The following is a 22,265-nucleotide window of genomic DNA, read 5'->3' as shown; positions in this document are numbered from 1 at the left end:
CTACCATCCTGCTTGCATTTGCACATTGTGTGTCACAGAGATCTGGCAGTATGTGTACTCGGCAAATGTTTGAACGTGTTCAAGAAACGGAAGTCAACGTGACAAATGGTTTGAAAATTGTGTTGGTCCTCGGCAGTGCGCCAGACGCCTTGCTGGCGAAAAATTGGGATCTGTCTGTTTTCACGCACCGTGTGGCCATCAACAACGCTTGGCAAATCACCCCCGACTGGGACTACTTGGTTTACCCAGAAGACTTTCCTTCCAATCGCCTGCCACCGCTACCCTTGCTGCCCCAGCAGCGGCTCGTTGAAGCGTCCGATTTTGTGCCGCAGCAAAACAACTTTGGCGGCTTCGTGTATGCCGGCGGTACCATGGCGTTCACGGCGGGCTACTGGGCCTTGGGCGCATTAAAGCCTGACATCTTGGCTTTTGTCGGGTGTGACATGGTTTACGCCACAGCAGCGGGCCAGTCCTCGCACTTTTATGGCCAAGGCACGCCAGACCCCTTGCGCGTTGATGTGACTTTGCAATCGTTAGAGGCGAAGTCGGTTCGCTTTTTGTCGTTTGCGCATTCTCAACAATGTGCGGTGGTGAACTTGTCTCAATTGCCAGAGTCACGCCTGTTGTTCCCCCGCGTGTCCATGCCTGAATTTGCAAGCCAGTCGCTTTGCCAAGACATGTTGAACCGCCAAAGCCAGTTGTTTGACGCCAAGGCGGTGACGCAAGTGTTGCAAGCGGAACAAGCGTTGGGCTACATGGTGCCTTCAGGTCGTTATTGGGAGCGAGAGGCAGAGTTTGACAAAACAAAACTCAGCGAGATCGACAGCTTGTGGTTGCAGGCCCTCCAAGCTGCTTAGCCCGCACCCTCGCGCAAATCAATCCCCTCATGCGCAGCAATTTTCTCTAAGGCGTTTTCAAACAACGAACGTGCAGAGCCCGAAATAGAACGCAGGTAAGCATGCAGGTGCGCATCTTCTGCGTTTCGATTCAGGCACTCTTGGCTGTATTGCTCAAAGCTGGCCAGCTGTGAAATGAGCTCGGCGACATGCTTGGGGCATTCACACAGCACATTGGTGGAAATGCCTGCCACGCGGCTGAGTGTTTCGTCTGAATATTTTCGGCTGGCAATCACGGCACCGCTGGTGCCAAACTCTTGTGCGCGAGCTTGGTCGACAAACAACACAGACTGCAACAGCTCGGCCAATTCGCTGTCAGAGAGGGGTTCGCGTCGCACGATCAAACCTGAAAACTTCATGGCTTGCACCACCGCTTCGGTTGCAAAGTTGTAAATGACGATGGTTTGCGCAAACTTGTGTTGCTGAATCAGCGCCTGAATCGTGGCGTGCACCGGTGTTTGGAGTGTGTTGATTTTGATCAACAGCACTTGTGGTTGGTCTGTGAAGGCCGCTTGGCTGGCAGCTTCTAAGTCGACCAACACATTGGTGACTTTGATTTGGTGGCGCTTGAGGCCCGCAACAAATTTTTTGGACTCAATGCGGTTGGCCATGCTCAAACCCACCACAGCCAGCGACACGGGCTGTCCTATGGGGGCCAGCTGTGGATGTGCAGTGCGTTGCAAATTGCTCATGCGCCGCAAGGCTTCTAAGGCCAAGCCCGCGATGGCGCTGATGGCATGGCCTTCGCCGGAGAGTTGTTTGAGCAAAATTGCCTTGGACACGTCGCGCTCCTCAAACAAGCGCTGCTTGCCCTCGGTCTTGACGGGACTGAATGCGCCGTAGCGCGTTTCCCAAATACGCAGGGTCGACACGGGAATGCCCGTGGTTTTAGAAACCGCGCCTATGCGGTAAAGCGGACCCGTGGACGATGTAGCAAGTTCCAAAATAGCACCTTTGAGTAGGAGTTGAGTAGATAATATGTCGAAATATGCGTATTGAGTAGAAATAACTTGGCTTGCGTAGATAAATGTCTCAAAATCCTACGCAACAGGAGTTTTAGCCATGATTTCGAAAAAAACCATCAATGCCATCGAGGTCTGCGTGTTTCTTGCGGGTCAGCAAAGCGCGGGCTATGTGACCACCACTGAGCTGTCACCGCGATTGGGCTTGTCCATTTCGTATTTAGAAAACATCCTCAAGCCCCTCAAAGACCATCAGATCGTGGTCGCCATGAAAGGGCCTGGCGGCGGTTACATGATTCGCGGCGACGTGTCCTTGATTTCAATTTGGGACATCGCCGCGGTGTTTGAGCGCACATTCCATGAAACGCCCTTGTCCGACGGCGCTGAGCCTGTGGCCTTGGCCAGTTATGAATTGGGGCTTGAGCGCATCGTGCAAGATACCTTGAGCAATTTCACCTTGTCAGACTTTGTGGACTACACCTCGGTCGAGGTCAAGTCGTATGTGCAAGAGTTTGGGCGCTTCAAGTTCAAACCCTTGCCCACGCCTTTCATGCCCAAGGCACCCAATTCGGTGTTTCAGCTGCACATGTCGTTTTGATACGTCATTGACACATTGAGGCACGCCACATGAAGCCCACATCCGCTGAACGACTCGCGCGTCTCACGCCCGGTGACGTGTCGGCGGTGATTCAAATGGCGTGGGAGGACAGAACCGCTTTTGAAACCATCCAAGAACGCCTGGGGTTAAGCGAGTCCGATGTCATTCGACTGATGCGCAGCGAACTCAACCCGAGCTCTTTCAAGTTGTGGCGCATGCGCGTGAAGGGGCGACTCACCAAGCACCGCGCTTTGAGAAGTCCTGACATGAAGTTTGATGACCATGCCATTGCCGACCATCGTCGCGCGAACTGTTAAAACGTGAAGGATTTGTATGAGTGAAGACCCAAGGTGCTGTGGCACTGGAACTTGCATCATCAACGCCGATGGCGTGTGTTGGTGCGGCCAAAGCTGGGATGGCGAGAAAATGTGTTTTCAAAAGTTGAATGCATCCACCGCTGGCAATAACGGCATGCCACAGACGCAGTCCGCACACAACGAATCCGTGGCCCCAAAGTCTTGACATGCTCAATGTCGCCTTGTTCACGGTAGACGAGCACATCGCAGAGAAGGTGCGCCGCGCGTTGTCGTTTGCCAGTGCCACGGTTGAGCGCCTGACTTGGCAACCACGCATGAGCAGCGCGGTGCTGCAAAAGCCACGCGATTTGATCGTGTTGCACCCTACCCACCTAAATCGCGAACAGCGCAATGACTTTGAGCGCATCGTGCAACTGCGTGAAGCCACGCCCAGCATTGCCATCGTGACGGACAAACAAGCCAACGACGCGGTGCACATGCTAGACGCGGGCGTGGATCGGTTTTTGGTTCAGCCTTTTGACGAGCAGCACTTTGGTGCTGTGGTGCGGGCGTTGATACGCAGGCGTCAGGGCCATGTGTCTTCAGTCACGCGATATGGCAACTTGAGTTTTGACCATGGCCTTAAACAATTGCATATTCAAGGCGCGGCGGTTGACCTGACCACACGCGAGGCGCAGGTGATGGATGTGTTGCTCAGACGTGTGGGACAAATCATCTCCAAAGAAGAGTTTGTGCAAGAGATAGACCCCGACAACATTGACCTCAACAGCTCCGCGATTGAGGTGTACATCCATCGACTTCGCAAGAAAATCAGCAACGACATGCTTCCTATTCGCAACATCAAACGCTGTGGTTATTTTTTAAAACGCCCATGACACAAAGCCTGCCGCACCTCTCGCTTTTTGATGCCGACTACAAGGCCTTGGTCATCGGTGCCAGCGGTGCCATTGGTGGCGCGTTTGTGGCGGCATTTCAAGCGGACCCACGCTGCACACAAGTGACGCAGGTGTCTCGTTCGCAGTCAGCAGGGTTTGATGTGTTGAATGCCGAGTCCATTGCGCACCAAGCTGACGTGTGTCGGACGTCTGGCCCATATCACATCATCATCGATGCCACCGGTGCGCTGACCATCCATGGTGTGGGGCCAGAGAAATCTTTGGCCAGTTTGCGTGAAGACACCTTGATGCAAAACTTTCACATCAACGCCGTGGGGCCGGTGATGGTGTTGCGCCACTTTGCGCCCTTGCTGGCCGCTGGCCCCTCGGTGTATGCCAAGCTCTCTGCGCGCGTGGGCAGTATTTCAGACAACACCAAAGGTGGCTGGTATGGCTATCGCGCTGCCAAAGCAGCGTTGAATATGTTGCTGCAAACCGCAGCGATCGAGCTGCAGCGCAAAAACGCAGAGCTGCGCGTGGTGGCTTTGCAGCCGGGAACGGTCAGGTCTGATTTGTCACAAGCGTTTGCCAACTCGGTGCCGCATTTGTTGGATCCTGCCGAGTCGGTGGAGGGCATGCTGGCCGCCTTGAAGGCGCTCACGCCTAAATCAGGTGCGCATTATGTGGACTACAAAGGCGAGCCCATCGCTTGGTAAGTAAGGCCTGCATTTAGCGCGCCGCGTTCGGGCGCGGGATGACTTGGTAGGACAGCATCTTGCCTTGGGTGTCGACCTTGGCCAACACAAGGTCACCCGAGCTGACGTTCTCACCCATGAATTCAAAGATGTTGACATGGTGTGTTACCAAGATAAGGGGCTGGTTACCTTTGGTTTTGAGCTTCTCAGCAATGAAGTTTTGCAGCCGCAGGTTTTGCGCTTGGGCTTTGTGCATCTCATCGAAAAATGACGCCAAGGTGGGCTCCACCTGCCAACCTTTGAAGCCCAGCAATTGCGCGGTGTCTTTGCATCGGCACCAAGCACTCGAACGCACATCGGCATTTTTAACGCCTTGTTGTCGAAGCCAATCGCCTACAGCCACCGCTTGTTGACGGCCCTCTGCGCTGAGGTTGCGCTGCGTTTTGCAATCGGCCAGTGTGTAGTTGGCCGGGTCACCCACGCCTGGGGCTAAGGTGTGGCGCATCAGCAGCACATGATCGGGCGATTGCAGCTTGTCAGACAAGTCGCTGGCTTGGGCCAGCACACAAGACAAAACTCCAAGCATGAACAAGGCCATGCGCTTGATCACAATGCCTTGCATGGCTTAGCTTCTTTTGGTGAACGACAAGGTGACATCGCCTAAGTGAATGCCTAGCTTGGTCATGCGTGCTTTGTTGAGCATGACGCGGTCATTCATCAAATACATCCAGTCGTCCATTTGCACATTCAGCACCGTGCCATCGACAGGCAAGGCCAGCGTGTAGCGCCAGTTGAACGCATTGCCTTGGGTCTGGCCTTCGGCCACGCCCACCACATCGCCTGCGGTGCCCACATAAGCGCCGTTGCCTTTGTCTGTGAGTTTCCAAATGCGTTTTTCTTTTGTGCCGTCTGAATACACAAAGTCTTCGTCCAAGATACCTTGGTCGTTTTGCCATTGGCATTTCATCTCCACGGTGAAACGTTTGACCACCTTGCCGTTGCGGTCGGTGAAGATGCCCCACGCGTCGACCATGCCGTTGAAGTAGGTGCGCAAGTCGAGCACGGGTTTTTGACTGGCGTAATCGTCCACCGTGGGGCTGGCGCAACCACTGAGGCTGGCGAGGGCGGTGGTAGTCATGCCACTGAGTAAAAGCGTGCGACGGTTCATCATGGGAGACCTTTGGTGTGTGTGAAAAAGTGCTTGGCAGCGTAGACCAAAACGGGAAGTGTGGTGGCCCAAGCCAATGCAAGTGCACTGAGGTGAACCAAGGTGTTGTCAAAAGACGCCGCGCCAAGTTGTGCCCCAGCATAGTAGGTGAACGGGCCAAACACCAGCCCTGCCAAAGCTGACAGCCACAAGGTTTGCGTTTGCAGAAATGACAAAGAGGCATTCAAGGTCATGGCAAATAACCCCCACAGCAGCCACAACCAAAACGGACTCAAGGGGCCGAGTGCCCATCCGTAAAAACTGATGACAGATGTCATTTGCAACAAGGTGTCCGCTGCAACACCCACAGCCACGGCGACAGCTGCCAGCTTGGCTTCTTGCCAAGGCTGTTGTGCAAACCGCAGGTGCAGGCCTGCCAGTGCCAAGCCATACAGCAGGGCTGGTATCTCAAGCCCGCGCCCGACGCCAGCAATGCAGGCCCACCAAGCGGTTTGAAAACCAAGAATATTCAAAAACAAACGCATGCAACATTCTAGAAATTCAAACCAACCTTGGGGCAGCGGTGGTCATTCAAGGCGTCCGCTCGTACCACCCTTTGCTGCGGTTCACCACATGGACCACCAACAACATCACCGGCACCTCAATCAACACGCCCACCACAGTGGCCAGGGCTGCGCCAGACTCAAAACCAAACAAGCTGATCGCAGCGGCCACAGCCAGCTCGAAAAAGTTAGAGGCACCAATCAAGGCTGAAGGGCAGGCCACGTTGTGTGCCTCGCCCACAGCACGGTTGAGGTAATAAGCCAAGGCGGAGTTGAACAAGACCTGAATCAAGATAGGCACGGCCAACAGGGCAATGACCAAGGGTTGTTTCAAAATGGCCTCGCCTTGAAAGGCAAATAGCAACACCAGTGTGGCCAGTAAGGCAGCGATGGACCAAGGGCCAATCCGCGCCATGACTGCTTCAAACTTCTCCGTGCCTTGGGTCATCAAGGCCTTGCGTAACAACTGGGCCAACACCACCGGAATGATGATGTACAGCACCACCGAAGTGATGAGCGTGTCCCACGGCACGATGATGGCCGAGAGGCCTAAGAGAAAAGCCACCAGCGGCGCAAACGCCACCACCATGATGGCGTCGTTCAAGGCTACTTGCGACAGGGTGAACAAGGAGTGGCCGTTGGTCAGTCGGCTCCACACAAACACCATGGCAGTGCAGGGCGCAGCGGCCAACAAAATGAGGCCTGCGATGTAGCTGTCAATCTGGTCCGCTGGCAACAACGGTGCAAACAAATAGCGAATGAAAAACCAGCCCAGCAGCGCCATCGAGAAAGGCTTGACGAACCAGTTCACAAACAGCGTCACACCAATGCCTTTGATGTGCTGACGCACTTCGTGCAAAGCACCAAAGTCCACCTTCACCAACATCGGAATGATCATGATCCAAATCAGCACACCCACGGGCAAGTTAACTTGCGCGTACTCTAGACTGCCGATGGCTTGAAACAGTTCAGGCTGCCACTGGCCCAGCGCAATGCCCACGACGATGCACAAGCCCACCCATGCGGTGAGGTAGCGTTCAAAGAAATTCATGCGTGCACCTTGCTTAGCTCTTTGGCCGTGTGTTGCAACATGGCTTTTTGCAGTTTGTCGGCAGGCAAGTCCACCAACAATTGCAAACGCTTTTGGATCAGATACATCGTGTTGCGAAACGCTTGCAAGCGGTCTTCATCGCTACCTTCTACAGCAGATGGGTCTGCATAGCCCCAGTGCGCCGTGGCGGGTTGGCCTGGCCAGTAGGGGCACACCTCGCCCGCGGCGTTGTCGCACACGGTGATGACCAAGTCCATGTGCGGTGCATCGGGCAACGCAAATTCGTCCCAGTTTTTGCTGCGCAAATCGTCGGTGGCAATGCCAGCGGCTTTCAACACTTGAAGCCCCAGTGGGTTGGGTTGCTGGTTCTCGCGTGGGCTGCTGCCAGCCGAGAAGGCTTTGAAGTGCGTGCCACTGGTACCTTGGCCCATGTGGTTGAGCATGGCCTCAGCCAAGATGCTGCGTGCGGAGTTGTGGGTGCACAAGAAGAGGACGTTGAGTGTGGTCATAAATTAGCAACAGTTTGTGGATGTCTCTGGCACCACGGCGCACGATTGGCCTTGGCAGCAGTCTTGGGTGAGGTAGGTGAGTAAGTCGTTCATGCGGGCAAATTCAGCGCGGTAGATCAAGTTGCGGCCACTGGCCTGTGCACTGACCAAGCCAGCGTGGCTAAGCGCTTTGAGGTGAAACGACAAAGCGCTGGGCGCAATTTGCAGCAAGGCGGCGAGGGCGCTTGGCGTCAAGCCCTCAGCACCCGCTACCACCAATGCGCGGAAGGCCCGCAAACGCTGGGCTTGTGCCAAGGCGGCCAAAGCTTCAACCACTTCGATTTCAGATGTTTTAACAAGGTTCATATTTCAATAATACTTGAATTATTGAACTTTAAACTGTCATATTTGTCACACTTTCGTCACATAGCCTGGCTAGAGTCTCAGTTGTTCTAACCAATTGAAGGAATCACATGAACACGAAACGTACATTCATCAAATCTGTGGCCGCTGCTGCATTGGCAGCCATGACCATGGGTTCAGCTTTCGCTGCTGACATCACAGGTGCAGGCGCGACTTTCCCTTTCCCTATGTATGCCAAGTGGGCTGAAGCCTACAAAGCCTCTACTGGTAACGGTTTGAACTACCAATCGATTGGTTCTTCTGGCGGTATCCGTCAAATCAAAGCCAAGACCGTGACTTTTGGTGCAACCGATGCGCCTTTGTCTGGTGAAGAGCTTGACAAAGAAGGCTTGGTTCAGTTCCCAGCCATCATCGGCGGCACTGTGCCAGTTGTGAACTTGGAAGGCTTCAAGCCAGGCGAGTTGCGCATCACGGGCGCCGTGTTGGCCGAAATGTTCATGGGCAAGATCACCAAGTGGAACGATGCCAAGATTGCTGCTTTGAACCCAGGCAAAAAATTGCCAGAGCAAGAAATCACCGTGGTTCACCGCGCTGACGGTTCGGGCACCACTTTCAACTTCACCGACTACCTCACCGCCGTGAGCAAAGACTGGTCTGCCACTGTGGGCAAGGGCGCTGCTGTCAAGTGGCCAGCTGCTTCTTCAGTGGGTGGCAAGGGCAACGAAGGTGTTGCTGCCAACGTGAACCGCGTCAAAGGCTCTTTGGGTTACGTGGAATACGCGTATGTGAAAAAGAACAACATGACTTACATGCAGTTGCAAAACGCTGACGGCAAGTACGTGGCTCCAGATGACTTGACATTCGCCGCCGCAGCCGCAGGTGCTGATTGGATGAGCGTGCCAGGTATGGGTGTGTCCATGGTCAACGCCAAGGGCGCCAACAGCTGGCCTATCAGCACCGCTTCCTTCATCTTGATGTACAAGCAACCCACTGACAAAGCCGCTGCTGCTGAAGCCATCAAGTTCTTTGACTGGGCTTTCTTGAACGGCAAGAAAATGGCACAAGACCTCGACTACGTGGCTTTGCCAGACAGCTTGACCACACAAATCCGCGCCAAGGTGTGGACACAAATTCAAAAGTAATTTGAATTTGAGCGAATCAATTCCGTCGGCCTTGCAACAAGCGCCGACGGAATTTTGGTTTTTAAGAAGTAGGGTGTTTCAATGAGTCTAGGGTCTGTCATGAGCTCACAAAATTTACGGCGAGAAGAATCAGGTCAAGCCATCAGCGCTGACATGGTGGCAGTTGCCAAGAAGCAACGCACACAAGATTTCTTCTTCCACCGCATCACGCAATTTTTTTCACTGCTCGTGTTGGCGGCCTTGTTGGGCATCATCATTTCCTTGTTTGTGAATGCATGGCCTACTTTCCAAAAGTTTGGTTTTCACTTTTTGTGGCGTGTCGAGTGGGACATCATCAACGCTGAGTTTGGTGCTGCCATTGCCATCGTGGGCACCATGGCCAGCGCCGGTATTGCACTGTTGCTTGCCGTGCCTTTGGCATTTGGCGTGGCTGTGTTTTTGACCGAAACCTGTCCCGTGTGGCTGCGTCGCCCTCTGGGAACATCGATTGAGTTGTTGGCGGCTGTGCCCTCCATCATCTATGGCATGTTTGGTTTGTTTGTGTTTGCGCCTTTGTTTGCCGACTACCTGCAAGTGCCTTTGCAAAAAATCTTGGGCGGCATGCCCTTGGTAGGCTGGCTATTTGGTGGGGCCACCAACGGCATGGGCATCTTGGCAGCAGGCATTGTGTTGGCCTTCATGGTCTTGCCATTCGTGGCCGCAGTGATGCGTGATGTGTTTGAGATCACGCCTCCTATCTTGCGCGAGTCGGCTTATGGTTTGGGTTGCACCACTTGGGAAGTGGTGCGCAAAGTGGTGTTGCCCTACACACAAAAAGGTGTGATCGGCGGCATCATGTTGGGGCTAGGTCGCGCGTTGGGTGAAACCATGGCGGTGACCTTTGTGATTGGTAACGCCAACCGCATGCCTACGTCGTTGTTCTCGCCCGGTACCTCCATTGCGTCTGTGTTGGCCAATGAGTTTGGTGAAGCGGCAGACCTGCATTTCTCCACCTTGTTTGCGCTGGGCTTCTTGTTGTTCGTCATCACCTTTGTGGTGTTGGCTGCTGCCAAGATGATGATCATGCGTGCCGAAAAAGCCAAAGGCAACTAAGAGGTCTTTATGGAAATGAACAATCAACTTTATACAAAGCGCCGCATCACCAGCATGCTGGGTTTGGCGTTTTCCATGTCTGCCATGGCTGTCGGTTTGGCCGTGTTGCTTTGGATTCTTTACGTCTTGTTTGCCAACGGCCTCGCTGCCTTGGACAGCAATTTGCTGTTCAGTGACACGCCTGCACCCGGCACCGAAGGCGGTGGTTTGCGCAACGCCATCGTGGGCAGCTTGATGATTGTGGGCTTGACCGTGTTGGTGTCCACACCTGTAGGTATCTTGGCCGGCGTCTACCTCACCGAGTACGGTGACGAAAGCAAAACCGCAGAGCTGACCCGCTTTGTAACTGACATCATGCTGTCTGCACCTTCGATCGTGCTGGGCTTGTTTGTCTACGCAATTGCTGTAGCCACGGTGGGTAACTTCTCTGGCTACGCCGGTAGTTTGGCCTTGTCGCTCATTGCTGTGCCCGTGATCATGCGCACCACTGAAAATATGTTGCGTTTGGTGCCTGGCAGCTTGCGCGAAGCGGCTTTTGCTTTGGGAGCCCCACGCTGGAAGGTTGCGACCTTCATCACCTTGCGTGCCGCCAAAAGCGGCGTGATGACTGGTTTGTTGTTGGCCGTGGCCCGCATCAGCGGCGAAACAGCACCCTTGCTGTTCACTGCTTTGAACAACCAGTTCTTCAGCACCAACATGGGCGCGCCCATGGCCAACTTGCCTGTGGTGATCTTCCAGTTCGCCATGAGTCCTTACGACAACTGGGTGCGTTTGGCTTGGGCCGGTGCTTTGTTGATCACCTTGACAGTGCTCGTGCTCAACATCTTGGCACGTGTGTTCTTCCGCGACAAAGTCAGCGCCTAATTTCAATCAGGAATCTACCAATGTCTGAAATCCAAACAGCACAAAAAAACGCCATCGAAGTTCGCGATCTGAACTTTTTTTACGGCAAGTTTCAAGGCCTTCGCAATGTCACTATGGACATCGCTGAGCGCAAAGTCACCGCCTTCATCGGTCCATCAGGTTGCGGCAAATCCACCTTGCTGCGCACCTTGAACCGCATGTACAGCCTGTACCCAGGCCAACGTGCTGAGGGTGAGATCAACTTCTACGGCCAAAACATTTTGGAACCCAAGCAAGACTTGAACTTGCTGCGTGCCCGCATCGGCATGGTGTTCCAAAAGCCCACGCCATTTCCCATGACGATTTACGACAACATCGCCTTTGGCGTGCGTTTGTACGAAGACCTCAGCCGCACTGAAATGGATGAGCGTGTGGAATGGGCCTTGACCAAAGCCGCCTTGTGGACCGAAGTCAAAGACAAGTTGGGTCAAAACGGTTTGTCACTCTCCGGTGGTCAGCAGCAACGTTTGTGCATTGCACGCAGCGTGGCAGTGAAGCCCTCGGTTTTGTTGTTGGACGAGCCCACCTCGGCGCTTGACCCGATTTCCACCGGCAAGGTGGAAGAGTTGGTGCATGAACTCAAGGCCGACTACACCATTGCCATCGTGACACACAACATGCAGCAAGCCGCGCGTTGCAGCGACTACACCGCTTACATGTATTTGGGTGAATTGGTTGAGTTTGGTGAGACAGAACAAATCTTCTTCAAACCCAACAAAACCGCCACAGAAGACTACATCACCGGCCGCTTCGGCTAATTGGAGACACCATGCCTGATAAACACCTGTCCTCGCAGTTCGACGCAGACCTCAACAACATTTCTTCTCACGTGATGGAGTTGGGTGGTTTGGTCGAGTCACAAATTCGCCAAGCCATTTATTCCTTGTCACAGTTCAGCCCCGAAGCGGCTGACGATGTGTTGGTCACTGAAAACAAAGTGAACAGCCTTGAAGTGGAAATCGACCGCGAAATTGCTTCCATCATCGGCCGTCGTCAGCCGACCGCTGGCGATTTGCGCTTGCTGATGGCCATGTCTAAAACCACCGCCAACCTTGAGCGCGTGGGTGACGAAGCCGCCAAGATTGCCCGCATGGTCAAGTCCATCATCGAAAGCTCTGCACCTCGCTCATTGCCTTCAGGCGATTTGCGCGTGTCAGCCGAGATGGCCTCTGGCTTGTTGCGCAAAGCACTGGACGCATTTGCGCGTTTGGACATTCCTATGGCGGTGAGCATCTTGCGTGAAGACAACGACATCGACAAAGAGTTTGATGGCTTTGTGCGCAAGCTCATCACCTACATGATGGAAGACCCACGCACCATCTCTGCCAGCTTGGATTTGTTGTTCATTGCCAAAGCCATTGAGCGCATTGGTGACCACTCCAAAAACATTGCTGAATTCATCATCTATGTCGTCAAAGGCGAAGATGTGCGTCACACACCATTGGCAGATGTTGAATCGTCCATGCGCTGATTGAAGGTTTTGGGAAGATGAAAATAGCACGCGTTTTGGTGGTCGAAGATGAGTCAGCGATTGCTGAACTCATTTCGGTCAATTTACGTCACCACGGCATGTTGGCTGTGTTGGCTGCTGATGGCAATGCTGCACAGGCTCATATTGACGAGGTGTTGCCTGATGTGATCTTGCTTGACTGGATGCTGCCTGGGCAAAGTGGCTTGGAGTTGGCGCGTCGTTGGCGTGCCGACCCACGCACCAAGACCACGCCTATTTTGATGCTCACTGCACGCGGCGACGAGCCCGACAAAATTGCAGGCCTCGATGCCGGTGCCGATGACTACATCACCAAACCTTTTTCAACTCAAGAATTGTTGGCTCGCATCCGTGCGGTGCTGCGCCGTCGTGCGCCTGAGCAAGCCAGCGATGTGGTGCGCATTGGCGCGTTGCAGTTGGATGGCTCGACACACCGTGTCAGCTTCAATGAGCAGGGCATCAAGTTGGGCCCGACTGAATTTAAATTACTCAATTACTTGATGCACCACGCCGAGCGCGTGCACAGCCGCAGCCAGCTGCTGGACCGCGTGTGGGGCGACCATGTCTTCATCGAAGAACGCACGGTCGACGTGCATGTCAAGCGTTTGCGCGAAGCTTTGGGCGAAGCGGGCAGCATGGTGGAGACCGTGCGTGGCGTAGGATATAGGATCACGCACCAGCCCTAAACCCGTTTCAAGGTTCCTGTGATCAGCCGATTTTTCTCGTTTCTCTCCCTGCTAGCTTTTGGTGCCGCGATTGGTTTTTCGTGGGCCGTGATGGGGGATAAGCAGCCACTGTCCCTTTATGTGTTGTTCGGCGCTTTGTTGGCTGGACTCAGTTGGGTTTTGGTCGATGCTTGGCGCGGCTACCGTGTGCGCTCTTGGCTGCGCCATGGTGATCTGGCCATGGCACCGCAAATGTCTGGCTGGTGGGGCGTTGTTTTAGATCGGGCCCGCAAGCTCTTACGTGAACGCGAACGCACCATTGACGCGGGTGAGCAGCGCCTCAAAGATTTTTTGTCAGCCATTCAGGCCTCACCCAATGGCGTGGTCATGCTCGACGCCCGTGCGCAGATTGAATGGTGCAACCAAACGGCCGCCACCCACTTGGGTATTCACCCTGAGCGCGATGTGATGCAACGCGTGGGTAACTTGCTGCGCGACCCCATATTCACCGCCTATATGGCTGTCGACCAACCCGTTGAACCTGTGGTGATGAGCGGTTACAGAAACCGCGTCGAGCGTCCCGTGCGCATCTCGGTTCAGCGCCATCGTTATGGGGAAGGCAAACAACTCTTGCTGACCCGCGATGTCACCCTGCTAGAGCAAGCCGAAGCCATGCGTCGCGATTTTGTGGCCAATGTGTCGCACGAAATTCGTACACCGCTCACGGTCATGTCTGGCTTTGTTGAAACGCTGCAAACGCTGGACTTGAATGCTGACGAGCAAAAGCGTTATTTGGCCTTGATGGCCACTCAGGCCGTTCGTATGCAAGGGCTTGTGGAAGACTTGCTAACCCTCTCGCGCTTAGAAGGCAGCCCTGTGCCCAGCTTTGTCAACAGCTTGCCTTTGGAAAGCTTGCTGACAGCATGTGAGTCAGAAGCGCGTGGCTTGTCGCAGACCATTGCCAACGGTGCGCCGCCCCATGTCATTGAATTTCAAACCAATCCCTTGCTTGCGCATGCCATGCTCTTGGGCGAGTCACGCGAGTTGCAAAGCGCATTGTCTAATTTGGTGAACAACGCGGTGCGCTACACACCCGCAGGCGGGCACATTGATGTGTCAGTCGATCAGGGGACAGATGGCAGTTTGGTCATCGCTGTGCGTGACACAGGGGCTGGTATTGCGGCCGAGCACTTGCCACGATTGACCGAGCGCTTTTACCGCGTGGACCGCAGTCGTTCACGTGAGTCGGGGGGCACGGGCCTGGGCTTGGCCATCGTCAAGCATGTCATGCAGCGTCACGGCGGCAGCCTCTCGATCACCAGTGAGCTGGAGCACGGCTCGTGCTTCAAGTTGACCTTCCCAGCCAACCGCTGGCGGGCCAAAGCTTAAGCCGTCACAGCAGGTGCCGCAGCGCCAGTTGCAGCACTTGGCACCACGCGGCAGTCGCCACAAAAAAAATGGTTGGCATTCATGAAGCGTCGAAATGAGCCGGTCGAGCGTGGTTTGTGTGTGCCACATTTGATGCAGCTCATCATCTCGCCCGTTCTGCCCGTACCTTCAAAAGGTGAGCCATTTTTCTTGCTGCTGTAGCGCAAGCCGTCGCCACTGATTTGGGTTGTTTCGTGTTTGTGGTGTGACATCGTATGGACTCAGATTGTTTTCTTCAGACGTTTTTTCTCAAATTGCTTGAGCAGCACATAGGTGATCAAGCCAATGAATGCAGAACCCACGATGAAGCCGCCATAAGCCATAGGCCAAGGCGTGCCTTCTGTCATCATGGAGAACTCCGACATGCCGCCAATACCGGCCAAGATGTTGATGGGCATGAACACCACGCTGAACACGGTGAGCTGGTTCACCCGTTTGTTCTGGTTGATGTTGATGAAACCAATCGTGGCATCCATCAAAAAGTTAATCTTGTCGAACAAGAATGCGGTGTGGCTGTTGAGCGAATCAATGTTGCGCAAAATTTGTTTGGCATCCGAAATTTGATCGGGTGTGAGCAAACGCCCACGCATCAAAAAACTCAGCGCGCGTTGGGTATCCAAAATGTTGCTGCGGATACGACCGTTTTGGTCTTCCTCTTCGGCAATGTCAGCCAAGATGCCAGCGGCTTGCTGGTCGGTGATGGCCTCACTCAGCACATGGCGTCCCACCACACCCAGCGTGGCATAAATGTTTTCAAGTGAGTCGGCGGACACTTCGACGTCTGCGCCATACAGGTCAAGCAGCAAATCAACGCTGTCGGTCACGTAACCTGGTTGCGTGAGGGCGCGGCGCCGTTGCAGTCGAAACACAGACAGTTCTTCGTTGCGCAGCGAAAACAACACACCGCCATGCAAGATGAAGGCCACGGGCACACTTTTAGCGCTGCCCTCGCGGTCTAGCAAAAAGTTGGAATGCAAATGGATGTCGTCGTTTTCTTCCACATGAAAACGGGCGCTCACTTCAAGGTCGGTCGCTTCAATGGGGTCTGGCAAGGCCACGCCAAAATGTGAGCCCACAAACAGCCGTTCGGCCTTGGTGGAGTTGATCAAATCCACCCAAATTGGCTTGGCACCCTCTAGGTCTTTGCGGCCTGAAATGGGGATGTTTTTGAGGCGGCCCTCGACCAGTTCGTACACATTGATCTTGCTGTCTTCAAAACCGGGCTGGCGGTCGCCAGCCAAGGCTGTGCGGCGCTCGTCCGAAATTTCCCACAGCACATCGTTTTCTCGTTCGCTGGGCAGCTTGGCCCACAACTTCTTTGCATCGTCCAAGGGCAGGGCGTCTAGGTAACCGCCCAGTTCGGTGGCGCTTTGTTTGGCGATGAAGTTAAGTAACTCGGCATCGTGCTGCTTTTGCAGCAGTGACTCCACAAAGTCGTGCTTGTGCATGTGCTGACTATGAACCATGCCATCCACCAGTTTTTGCTTGTTCAACATATCGATCAAAGTTTTAAGGGACATGGTGTCGAAAATGCTGTCGTCAAAAGAGGGCGTCAGGATGTATTGAATGGATACAACTTTGCAATTTATAAAGTTGCATGAAGTCTCGACTTGTTTTATGTAAGGGCTCAGGCGTAATGCGCCAGTTTGACGAACAGGGCAGAGAGCCAAATGCCCATGCACAACACAATGCTCAGAAGAACAGCGGCGCTGCCCAAGTCTTTGCAACGCTTAGACAAATCGTGCCACTGAGGGCCGACGCGGTCGATGGCGGACTCGAGGCCCGTATTTAAAAGTTCGACTATCAAAACAAAAATCACCGATCCTGAAAGAAGAGAAATTTCAACCCAGTTGTTGCCCACGAAAAACGACAACGGGATTAACACCAACGCAAGGTAAGCCTCTTGGCGAAATGCGGTTTCGTGTATGGCAGCTTGCAAGCCTTGCAGCGAATAACCCAAAGCATGAATGACGCGGTTCAATCCACGTCTTTGCTTTTGTAGGTTCTCATGAATTGGGTCCATGGCTTGGTTCGATCAAAAAGGGTTTGGCGCTTCAATATTTCTCGGGCACCATCATGTCTTGCGGCACGGGGTGGCGAATGTAGTCGGGGTTGCGCACGCGGGCTGGTAGCTGCACTTCGGCATGCTCAATCTCGTGGTAGTTGAAATGGTCCAACAAATGTTGGATGCAGTTCAAGCGTGCGCTCTTTTTGTCCACGGCTTGCACCACCCACCATGGGGCTTCTGGGATGTGGGTGCGCTCGATCATGGTTTCTTTGGCCACGGTGTAATCTTCCCAACGGCGACGGCTTTCTAGGTCCATGGGGCTGAGCTTCCACTGCTTGAGCGGGTCATGGATACGACCCAAGAAGCGTGCGTGTTGCTCGTCGTCGGTGATGGAGAACCAATACTTGATGAGTGTGATGCCGCTGCGAGCCAGCATCTTTTCAAACTCAGGCACGGTGCGGAAAAACTCTTCGTACTCGTCGTCATTGCAAAAGCCCATGACGCGTTCCACGCCTGCGCGATTGTACCAGCTGCGGTCAAACAACACAATTTCACCCGCTGCTGGCAGATGCGCTGCATATCGCTGGAAGTACCACTGGGTGCGTTCGCGGTCGTTGGGGGCGGGCAGGGCAGCGACGCGACACACGCGTGGGTTGAGACGTTGGGTGATGCGTTTGATCACGCCCCCTTTGCCCGCTGCATCGCGACCTTCAAACAAAATCACCACCTTTTGTTTGGTGGCCACCACCCAGTCTTGCAGCTTGACCAACTCGCCTTGCAGACGCAACAGTTCACGAAAGTATTTGACGCGGTCGGTGTGGTTGCCTTCTTCGTCAATGGACATTTCGAGCTCTTCGTCCAGCGTGTCCAGTAGGTCATCGCGCAGGCGTTGAATTTGCTCTTCGTCAAGTTTATGTTGGTCGCTCATGGTGGTGTTCCTTTGTTCACATGATGGCTTGTCACTGTTTCAACTTGATGACGGTTTGTCATTGAACGTTCATATGACTGACTTACATTTTTCAAGTTCTCGCAGAAACACATTCCTCATGAGGTGACCTTATTACTTATCGTTTCATTTCTTGTTTCGCACTGATGCTGGCGATGTCTGGCTGCGCCGTTCGCCCCTTTGTGGTGGACCAAACCGCGCAGGCTCTGTCGGGCCAAGGCATGTCGAGTGAAGATGATTTGCAGCTCGCCCGCGAAGCCAGTGCGTTTTATTTGAAGTTCTCCGAGTCGGTGCTCAAAGAAACACCGGGTCATTTGAAATTGGCCGAGTCGGTGTCTGCAGGCTTCACACAATATGCCTACGCCTTTGTGGCGTTTGATGCCGAAAAGATAGACACCCAAAGCCCCAAAGCCGCGGCGCAAATGCGTGTGCGTGCAGGTCGCATGTATGCCCGCGCCCACCGCCACGCCATGACGGCGTTAGAGCGCAGCCAGCCTGGCTTTGCCGCTGCGCTGAGGCAAGCTGATCCAAGCAAGCAACCTCGTTTGACGCAAGCTCAAGTGCCCTTGGCGTATTGGGCAGCAGCTTCACTGGGCGGCTGGATTTCGATGTCCAAAGACGAGCCTGATGTGGTGGCAGATTTGCCGCTGTCCATGCGCTTGGCCGAGCTGGCTTGGCAGGTCAACCCTTCCTATGGTGAGGGTGCCTTGGCCAGTCTGATGGGCACGTTAGAAGGTGCCAAAGTGGGTGGCTCGCGGCAAAAAGCACAAGCGTATTTCGACCAAGCGATTGCTTTGGGCAAAGGCAAAGAGGCGGGCCCCTATGTGGCCAAAGCTGAGGGCGTGGCCTTGCCCGCTGAAGACCGCAAACAGTTTGAGCAGCTGCTCAAGCAAGCCATCGACATCAGCCAACAGCACCGCAGTTTGCAAAACGAGGTGATGCGCGAGCATGCGCAGTGGTTGCTCTCATCTGTGGATGAACTTTTTTGAAAGCCGTGAATGTCTAAATTATTGAAATCATGTTTGCAAGTGTGTGTGGCCGTGGGGCTGTTGTGTGCGCAAACCGCGTCTTGGTCTGCCCCTGACAAGCAGTTGCGCTTGGGCACCTTGGCTCCTAAAAATTCGCTCTACCACCGCCAGCTGATGGAAGTGGGCGAGGTGTGGCGCAACGCGCAAGGCGGCAACGCCAAGTTTGTCGTGTATCCCGATGGCAGCCAAGGCGGCGAGACCGAACTAGCGCGTCGCATGCGCATTGGCCAGTTGCAAGGAGCCTTGTTGTCGGTGGTGGGTTTGCGTGAAATTGAGCCTTCCATTGCGGCTTTGCAATCCATGCCCTTGTTGTTCAAAACATGGGATGAGGTGGACTATGTGCGCGAAAAAATGCGCCCCGCCATGGAGAAAAAATTTCTCGACAAAGGCTTTGTGGTGTTGGCTTGGGGCGATGCGGGCTGGGTGCGTTTCTTTTCGAAAGACCCCGCCTTCAAGCCTGAGGACTACCAAAAGATGAAGTTCTTTGCATGGGGCGGCGAGGCCGATCAGCAAGAGATCATGAAGAGCATGGGCTACACGCCCGTGCCGCTAGAGACCAGCGACATCTTGCCTTCGGTGCAAACCGGCATGATCAACGTGGTGCCGTCGACGCCTTACTTTGCCTTGGCCAGTCAGGTCTACACCATGGCCCCCAATATGTTGGAAATCAATTGGGCACCTATCGTGGGCGCTTTGGTGGTGACCAAAAAAGCTTGGGACGACATGAGCCCAGACACCCAAGTGGCGGTGCGTGCAGCAGGTGAAAAAGCTGGTGCTCAGTTGCGTGCCAAAGCCCGCCAAGAAGTGGAAGAGGCGGTGGATGCCATGAAAAAACGCGGCTTGATTGTCAACAAACCCAACGCCGAACAAATGCGTGCGTGGAACGACTTGGCCGAAAAACTTTACCCACGCATTCGCGGTACCTTGGTGCCGGCCGAGACCTTTGACGAGGTGTTTCGCCATCTCAAGGCTTACCGCGCAGGTAAAGCCAAATGATGGGGCGACTCCTTCGTGGCCTTACACAGGCCGACACTTGGCTGGCTGGGTTGGCACTGGTATTGATGGCCTTGATTCCCTTGGTCGAAATTTTGTCGCGCCCCATGATGGGCAAAGGCATTGATAACGCGCCTGTGGTGGTGCAGCACTTGGGGCTGTTGATGGCCATGGCCGGTGCCATTGCGGCTGAGCGCTTTGGTCACCTCACCAGTTTGGGTGTGCTGGTGCCGCGTTTTTACGCGGTGGGCCAGCTCGGTGCGGCGGCAGTATGCGGTGTGTTGGCTTGGGCCAGTGGTCAACTGGTGCTGAGCGAAATGTCGGCCGAGCAACTGTTGGCTTATGGCATTCCGGTGTGGTGGTTTGAAGCGGCTATGCCGATTGGCTTTGCTTGTTTGGCTTTGAAATTGGGTGCGCGTTGCAGCACGCAGTTGGGCTGGAAGTTAGCTGGAGCGTTGGCTGCACCTTTGTTGGGTGCATGGCTGGCCTACAGCTTTGATGGCGAAGCCTTGCCGCTGTGGCCTTGGGTCATCGGGCTGGGTTTGTTGTTGTCGTTTGGTGCGCCCATTTTTGCGGTGTTAGGCGGTTTGGCATTGGCATTGTTTTGGCAAGATGGTTTGCCTCTGGCATCCATTGCTTTGTCGCATTACCAAATCACGGTGAACCCATCGTTGCCTGCGTTGCCTCTTTTCACTTTGGCAGGTTTGATCTTTGCGGGCACTGGTGCGGCGCAAAGATTGGGGGCAGTGTTTGTGGCCTTGTTTGGTGGTGGCAAAACGGGCACTGTGATTGCCGCGACTGTGTTGTGTTCGTGCTTCACCGCTTTCACGGGCGGCAGTGGCGTGACGATTTTGGCTTTGGGTGGGTTGCTGTTGCCCCTGCTGCAAGGCGTGTGCTACCCCGAGCGCAAGGGCATCAGTTTGGTGACGAGTGCCAGTGCGCTGGGTGTGTTGCTGGCACCGTCGGTGCCGCTCATCATGTACGCCATCATTGCGCGTGTGCCCATCAACACCATGTTCTTGGCCGGCATCGTGCCTGCGGTGGTGATGGTGGTGTGCTTGCTGATTTTTGGCGGCTATTTACGCCAAGACGTGGTTCGTACAGACTCGAATGTCAAATCGACCTTCAGCACGCAGGCCTTGCGTGATGCGGCATGGCACGCCAAGTGGGAGCTGCTGGCCCCCGTGGTGGCCATTGGTTCGTTAGCCAGTGGTTTAGCCACACCCACTGAGAGTGCGGCCCTCACCGCCATCTATGCGGTGCTTACCCAAGCTTTGGCGCACCGCGAGTTGAGCGCCAACAAGTTGGGTGAATGTTTGGCGCAGTGCACCCAAATCATTGGGGGTGTGATGCTCATCTTGGGCATGGCCCTAGGGCTGACCAACTACTTGGTCGACGCAGGCATTCCAGACTTGGCCACCGAATGGGTGCAAGGCGTCACGCAAAACAAATGGGTGTTCTTGTTGGCACTCAATGTGTTCTTGTTTGCGGCCGGTGCGCTGATGGAAATCTATGCCGCCATCGTGGTGTTGGTGCCTTTGTTGTTGCCCTTGGCCATCAGCTACGGCATTGACCCCGTGCACTTTGGCATCATCTTTTTGGCCAACATGGAAATGGGCTTTTTGTGCCCCCCCGCAGGCATGAACATTTACTTTGCGTCTGCGGTGTTCAAGCAACCCATTCGCACGGTAGCTGCCTCAGTAGCGCCTGCCTTGTTGGCCATCTTTGTAGGAACGTTGCTGATTTCGTGGTTACCCCTGCTGGCCACTGGCTTGCCCAGCTTGGTGATGTCGCTCGCTCGGTAATTTAAATTAAGCGTTGAGCAGCTCAAGCTGGCTGCTCACGCTGCGCTGCGAGAGGTGGGCCAAGGTTCGGCGTGAATGGCCTTCGGGGGACAGTGGATCGCAGAGCTGAACCTTGGCTTGAATGCCGCTTGACGACATCACTTGGTGCAGTGACTGCACAAAACCGATGTCACCAATGAATGCCGCCTTCATGCACAGCGCGCCCGTGCGAGGGTTGGTGTAACGAATGGCCAAAGGCTGCACCTGAATGTTGTGGTTGATGGCCGCTTCAAATAAATTGCCATGAAACAGTTTGACCGAGCTACCTTCGGTGCTGGTGCCTTCAGGAAAGCCTGCGACGCAGTAGCCGTGATGCAGGGCGCTAGACAGCTCATCCACCATCAGACGCGCTGAGCTGGGAGAGCCACGGTTGACAAACACCACGCCGCATCCGGTAGCAATGCTGCCCACAATGGGCCAGCTTTTCACTTCCGCCTTGGCCACAAAGATGCTGGGTTGAATGGTTTGAATGATCAGCGCATCAATCCACGACACATGGTTGGCCACCAGCAAGCGGGGTGGTGCTTCGTGGCGAGCAAGTTGTATCGGTGATTCGTGCATCACTTGGACGCCCAACACATCCAAAGTTTTTTGAGACCAGTTTCTGATCTCTTCAAGTTTTCTCTCTCGGCTTAAGCGAGGGAACTTGATCCACAAAATCCAAAAGGCATGGCCAAAGGCGCGAAGGAGGCGTAAATATTTAATCAACATGGTTGGCTGATAAGCATAGGTTTGGTTTGTGACAGATCGGTGAATTTTTCAAGGTGTTTTG

General features: G+C 54.4%; 28 protein-coding genes. 16 read left to right on the top strand and 12 right to left on the bottom strand.

The window, feature by feature from the left end:
• Positions 1-65: 65 nt before the first annotated feature.
• The gene (locus tag RMR24_RS07550; protein ID WP_310614468.1) at positions 66-857 is read left to right on the top strand and encodes a hypothetical protein; all 792 of its coding nucleotides are present in this window, start codon (positions 66-68) and stop codon (positions 855-857) included.
• On the opposite strand, the gene RMR24_RS07545 is transcribed toward RMR24_RS07550, so the two are convergent.
• A complete protein-coding gene (locus RMR24_RS07545; protein ID WP_310614467.1) occupies positions 854-1,840 on the bottom strand; it encodes a MerR family transcriptional regulator in 987 nt (328 codons plus the stop codon). The genes RMR24_RS07550 and RMR24_RS07545 overlap by 4 nt on opposite strands.
• Before the next feature lie 118 nt (positions 1,841-1,958).
• Between RMR24_RS07545 and RMR24_RS07540 the strand changes: the two genes are divergently transcribed.
• From RMR24_RS07540 to RMR24_RS07520, 5 genes are read left to right on the top strand one after another with little or no spacing between them, the layout of a single operon-like run.
• Positions 1,959-2,456 (top strand): Rrf2 family transcriptional regulator, encoded by a 498-nt coding sequence (locus RMR24_RS07540; protein WP_310614466.1) that lies wholly within the window; start codon positions 1,959-1,961, stop codon positions 2,454-2,456.
• Positions 2,457-2,485: 29 nt separating this feature from the next.
• Positions 2,486-2,773, top strand: coding sequence for a TIGR03643 family protein (locus tag RMR24_RS07535; RefSeq protein WP_310614465.1), 288 nt, complete (start codon positions 2,486-2,488; stop codon positions 2,771-2,773).
• A 16-nt stretch (positions 2,774-2,789) separates the two neighbouring features.
• Entirely contained in the window at positions 2,790-2,978 is a 189-nt protein-coding gene (locus RMR24_RS07530; protein ID WP_310614464.1) for a hypothetical protein, read from the top strand.
• Between the two features lies 1 nt (position 2,979).
• Positions 2,980-3,648, top strand: coding sequence for a winged helix-turn-helix domain-containing protein (locus tag RMR24_RS07525; protein WP_310614463.1), 669 nt, complete (start codon positions 2,980-2,982; stop codon positions 3,646-3,648).
• The gene (locus tag RMR24_RS07520) at positions 3,645-4,364 is read left to right on the top strand and encodes an SDR family NAD(P)-dependent oxidoreductase (RefSeq protein ID WP_310614462.1); all 720 of its coding nucleotides are present in this window, start codon (positions 3,645-3,647) and stop codon (positions 4,362-4,364) included. Before RMR24_RS07525 ends, RMR24_RS07520 begins: the two co-directional genes overlap by 4 nt.
• A 13-nt stretch (positions 4,365-4,377) precedes the next feature.
• On the opposite strand, the gene RMR24_RS07515 is transcribed toward RMR24_RS07520, so the two are convergent.
• From RMR24_RS07515 to RMR24_RS07490, 6 genes are read right to left on the bottom strand one after another with little or no spacing between them, the layout of a single operon-like run.
• Positions 4,378-4,965 carry a histidine phosphatase family protein gene (locus RMR24_RS07515; protein WP_310614461.1) on the bottom strand — a complete coding sequence of 196 codons (588 nt, stop codon included), beginning with the start codon at positions 4,963-4,965 and terminating at the stop codon, positions 4,378-4,380.
• Positions 4,966-4,968: 3 nt separating this feature from the next.
• Positions 4,969-5,511, bottom strand: coding sequence for a DUF3833 domain-containing protein (locus tag RMR24_RS07510; RefSeq protein ID WP_405023321.1), 543 nt, complete (start codon positions 5,509-5,511; stop codon positions 4,969-4,971).
• Complete coding sequence (locus RMR24_RS07505; protein WP_310614459.1) at positions 5,511-6,035, bottom strand: DUF2878 domain-containing protein; 525 nt, start codon at positions 6,033-6,035, stop codon at positions 5,511-5,513. Before RMR24_RS07505 ends, RMR24_RS07510 begins: the two co-directional genes overlap by 1 nt.
• Positions 6,036-6,081: 46 nt before the next feature.
• The gene (arsB, locus tag RMR24_RS07500) at positions 6,082-7,104 is read right to left on the bottom strand and encodes an ACR3 family arsenite efflux transporter (protein WP_310614458.1); all 1,023 of its coding nucleotides are present in this window, start codon (positions 7,102-7,104) and stop codon (positions 6,082-6,084) included.
• Positions 7,101-7,613, bottom strand: coding sequence for an arsenate reductase ArsC (locus RMR24_RS07495; RefSeq protein WP_310614457.1), 513 nt, complete (start codon positions 7,611-7,613; stop codon positions 7,101-7,103). Before RMR24_RS07495 ends, arsB begins: the two co-directional genes overlap by 4 nt.
• Before the next feature lie 3 nt (positions 7,614-7,616).
• The gene (locus RMR24_RS07490) at positions 7,617-7,958 is read right to left on the bottom strand and encodes a metalloregulator ArsR/SmtB family transcription factor (protein ID WP_310614456.1); all 342 of its coding nucleotides are present in this window, start codon (positions 7,956-7,958) and stop codon (positions 7,617-7,619) included.
• 107 nt (positions 7,959-8,065) lie between these two features.
• Here RMR24_RS07490 and pstS point away from each other — a divergent pair, with 107 nt between their 5' ends.
• From pstS to phoR, 7 genes are all read left to right on the top strand, one after another.
• Complete coding sequence (gene pstS / locus RMR24_RS07485; protein ID WP_310614455.1) at positions 8,066-9,097, top strand: phosphate ABC transporter substrate-binding protein PstS; 1,032 nt, start codon at positions 8,066-8,068, stop codon at positions 9,095-9,097.
• 99 nt (positions 9,098-9,196) lie between these two features.
• Positions 9,197-10,189 (top strand): phosphate ABC transporter permease subunit PstC, encoded by a 993-nt coding sequence (gene pstC, locus RMR24_RS07480; RefSeq protein WP_310614454.1) that lies wholly within the window; start codon positions 9,197-9,199, stop codon positions 10,187-10,189.
• 9 nt (positions 10,190-10,198) lie between these two features.
• Positions 10,199-11,053, top strand: a complete 855-nt coding sequence (pstA, locus tag RMR24_RS07475) for a phosphate ABC transporter permease PstA (RefSeq protein ID WP_310614453.1) — start codon at positions 10,199-10,201, stop codon at positions 11,051-11,053.
• Between the two features lie 20 nt (positions 11,054-11,073).
• Entirely contained in the window at positions 11,074-11,850 is a 777-nt protein-coding gene (gene pstB, locus RMR24_RS07470; protein ID WP_310614452.1) for a phosphate ABC transporter ATP-binding protein PstB, read from the top strand.
• A gap of 11 nt (positions 11,851-11,861) precedes the next feature.
• Positions 11,862-12,563, top strand: coding sequence for a phosphate signaling complex protein PhoU (gene phoU, locus RMR24_RS07465; RefSeq protein WP_310614451.1), 702 nt, complete (start codon positions 11,862-11,864; stop codon positions 12,561-12,563).
• Between the two features lie 17 nt (positions 12,564-12,580).
• A complete protein-coding gene (gene phoB, locus RMR24_RS07460) occupies positions 12,581-13,267 on the top strand; it encodes a phosphate regulon transcriptional regulator PhoB (protein WP_310614450.1) in 687 nt (228 codons plus the stop codon).
• A gap of 90 nt (positions 13,268-13,357) precedes the next feature.
• Positions 13,358-14,635, top strand: a complete 1,278-nt coding sequence (gene phoR / locus RMR24_RS07455) for a phosphate regulon sensor histidine kinase PhoR (RefSeq protein ID WP_310614449.1) — start codon at positions 13,358-13,360, stop codon at positions 14,633-14,635.
• Here the strand turns inward: phoR and RMR24_RS07450 are convergent.
• The 4 genes from RMR24_RS07450 to ppk2 form a co-directional block, all read right to left on the bottom strand.
• Positions 14,632-14,886, bottom strand: a complete 255-nt coding sequence (locus RMR24_RS07450) for a hypothetical protein (RefSeq protein ID WP_310614448.1) — start codon at positions 14,884-14,886, stop codon at positions 14,632-14,634. The genes phoR and RMR24_RS07450 overlap by 4 nt on opposite strands.
• Before the next feature lie 9 nt (positions 14,887-14,895).
• A complete protein-coding gene (locus RMR24_RS07445; RefSeq protein WP_310614447.1) occupies positions 14,896-16,194 on the bottom strand; it encodes a CorA family divalent cation transporter in 1,299 nt (432 codons plus the stop codon).
• A gap of 107 nt (positions 16,195-16,301) precedes the next feature.
• Positions 16,302-16,697: a diacylglycerol kinase gene (locus tag RMR24_RS07440; protein WP_310614446.1), complete on the bottom strand. Its 396-nt coding sequence runs from the start codon at positions 16,695-16,697 to the stop codon at positions 16,302-16,304.
• Positions 16,698-16,728: 31 nt separating this feature from the next.
• Complete coding sequence (ppk2, locus tag RMR24_RS07435; protein ID WP_310614445.1) at positions 16,729-17,610, bottom strand: polyphosphate kinase 2; 882 nt, start codon at positions 17,608-17,610, stop codon at positions 16,729-16,731.
• A 164-nt stretch (positions 17,611-17,774) separates the two neighbouring features.
• Between ppk2 and RMR24_RS07430 the strand changes: the two genes are divergently transcribed.
• The 3 genes from RMR24_RS07430 to RMR24_RS07420 are packed head-to-tail and all read left to right on the top strand — an operon-like array spanning position 17,775 to position 21,454.
• Positions 17,775-18,617, top strand: coding sequence for a TRAP transporter TatT component family protein (locus RMR24_RS07430; RefSeq protein ID WP_310614444.1), 843 nt, complete (start codon positions 17,775-17,777; stop codon positions 18,615-18,617).
• 9 nt (positions 18,618-18,626) lie between these two features.
• On the top strand, positions 18,627-19,652 hold the full coding sequence (gene dctP, locus RMR24_RS07425; RefSeq protein WP_310614443.1) for a TRAP transporter substrate-binding protein DctP: 1,026 nt from the start codon (positions 18,627-18,629) through the stop codon (positions 19,650-19,652).
• Entirely contained in the window at positions 19,652-21,454 is a 1,803-nt protein-coding gene (locus RMR24_RS07420) for a TRAP transporter large permease subunit (RefSeq protein ID WP_310614442.1), read from the top strand. The genes dctP and RMR24_RS07420 overlap by 1 nt, the downstream gene beginning before the upstream one ends.
• Before the next feature lie 6 nt (positions 21,455-21,460).
• Here RMR24_RS07420 and RMR24_RS07415 read toward each other — a convergent pair whose 3' ends face one another.
• Positions 21,461-22,204, bottom strand: coding sequence for a lysophospholipid acyltransferase family protein (locus RMR24_RS07415; protein ID WP_310614441.1), 744 nt, complete (start codon positions 22,202-22,204; stop codon positions 21,461-21,463).
• Positions 22,205-22,265 lie beyond the last annotated feature (61 nt).

It is taken from the genome of Limnohabitans sp., assembly GCF_031539105.1.
In the GTDB taxonomy this organism is placed as follows: Bacteria; Pseudomonadota; Gammaproteobacteria; order Burkholderiales; family Burkholderiaceae_C; genus Limnohabitans.
The sequence above is the reverse complement of the archived record's forward strand: the minus strand, read 5'-3'. Positions and strand labels throughout refer to the sequence as shown.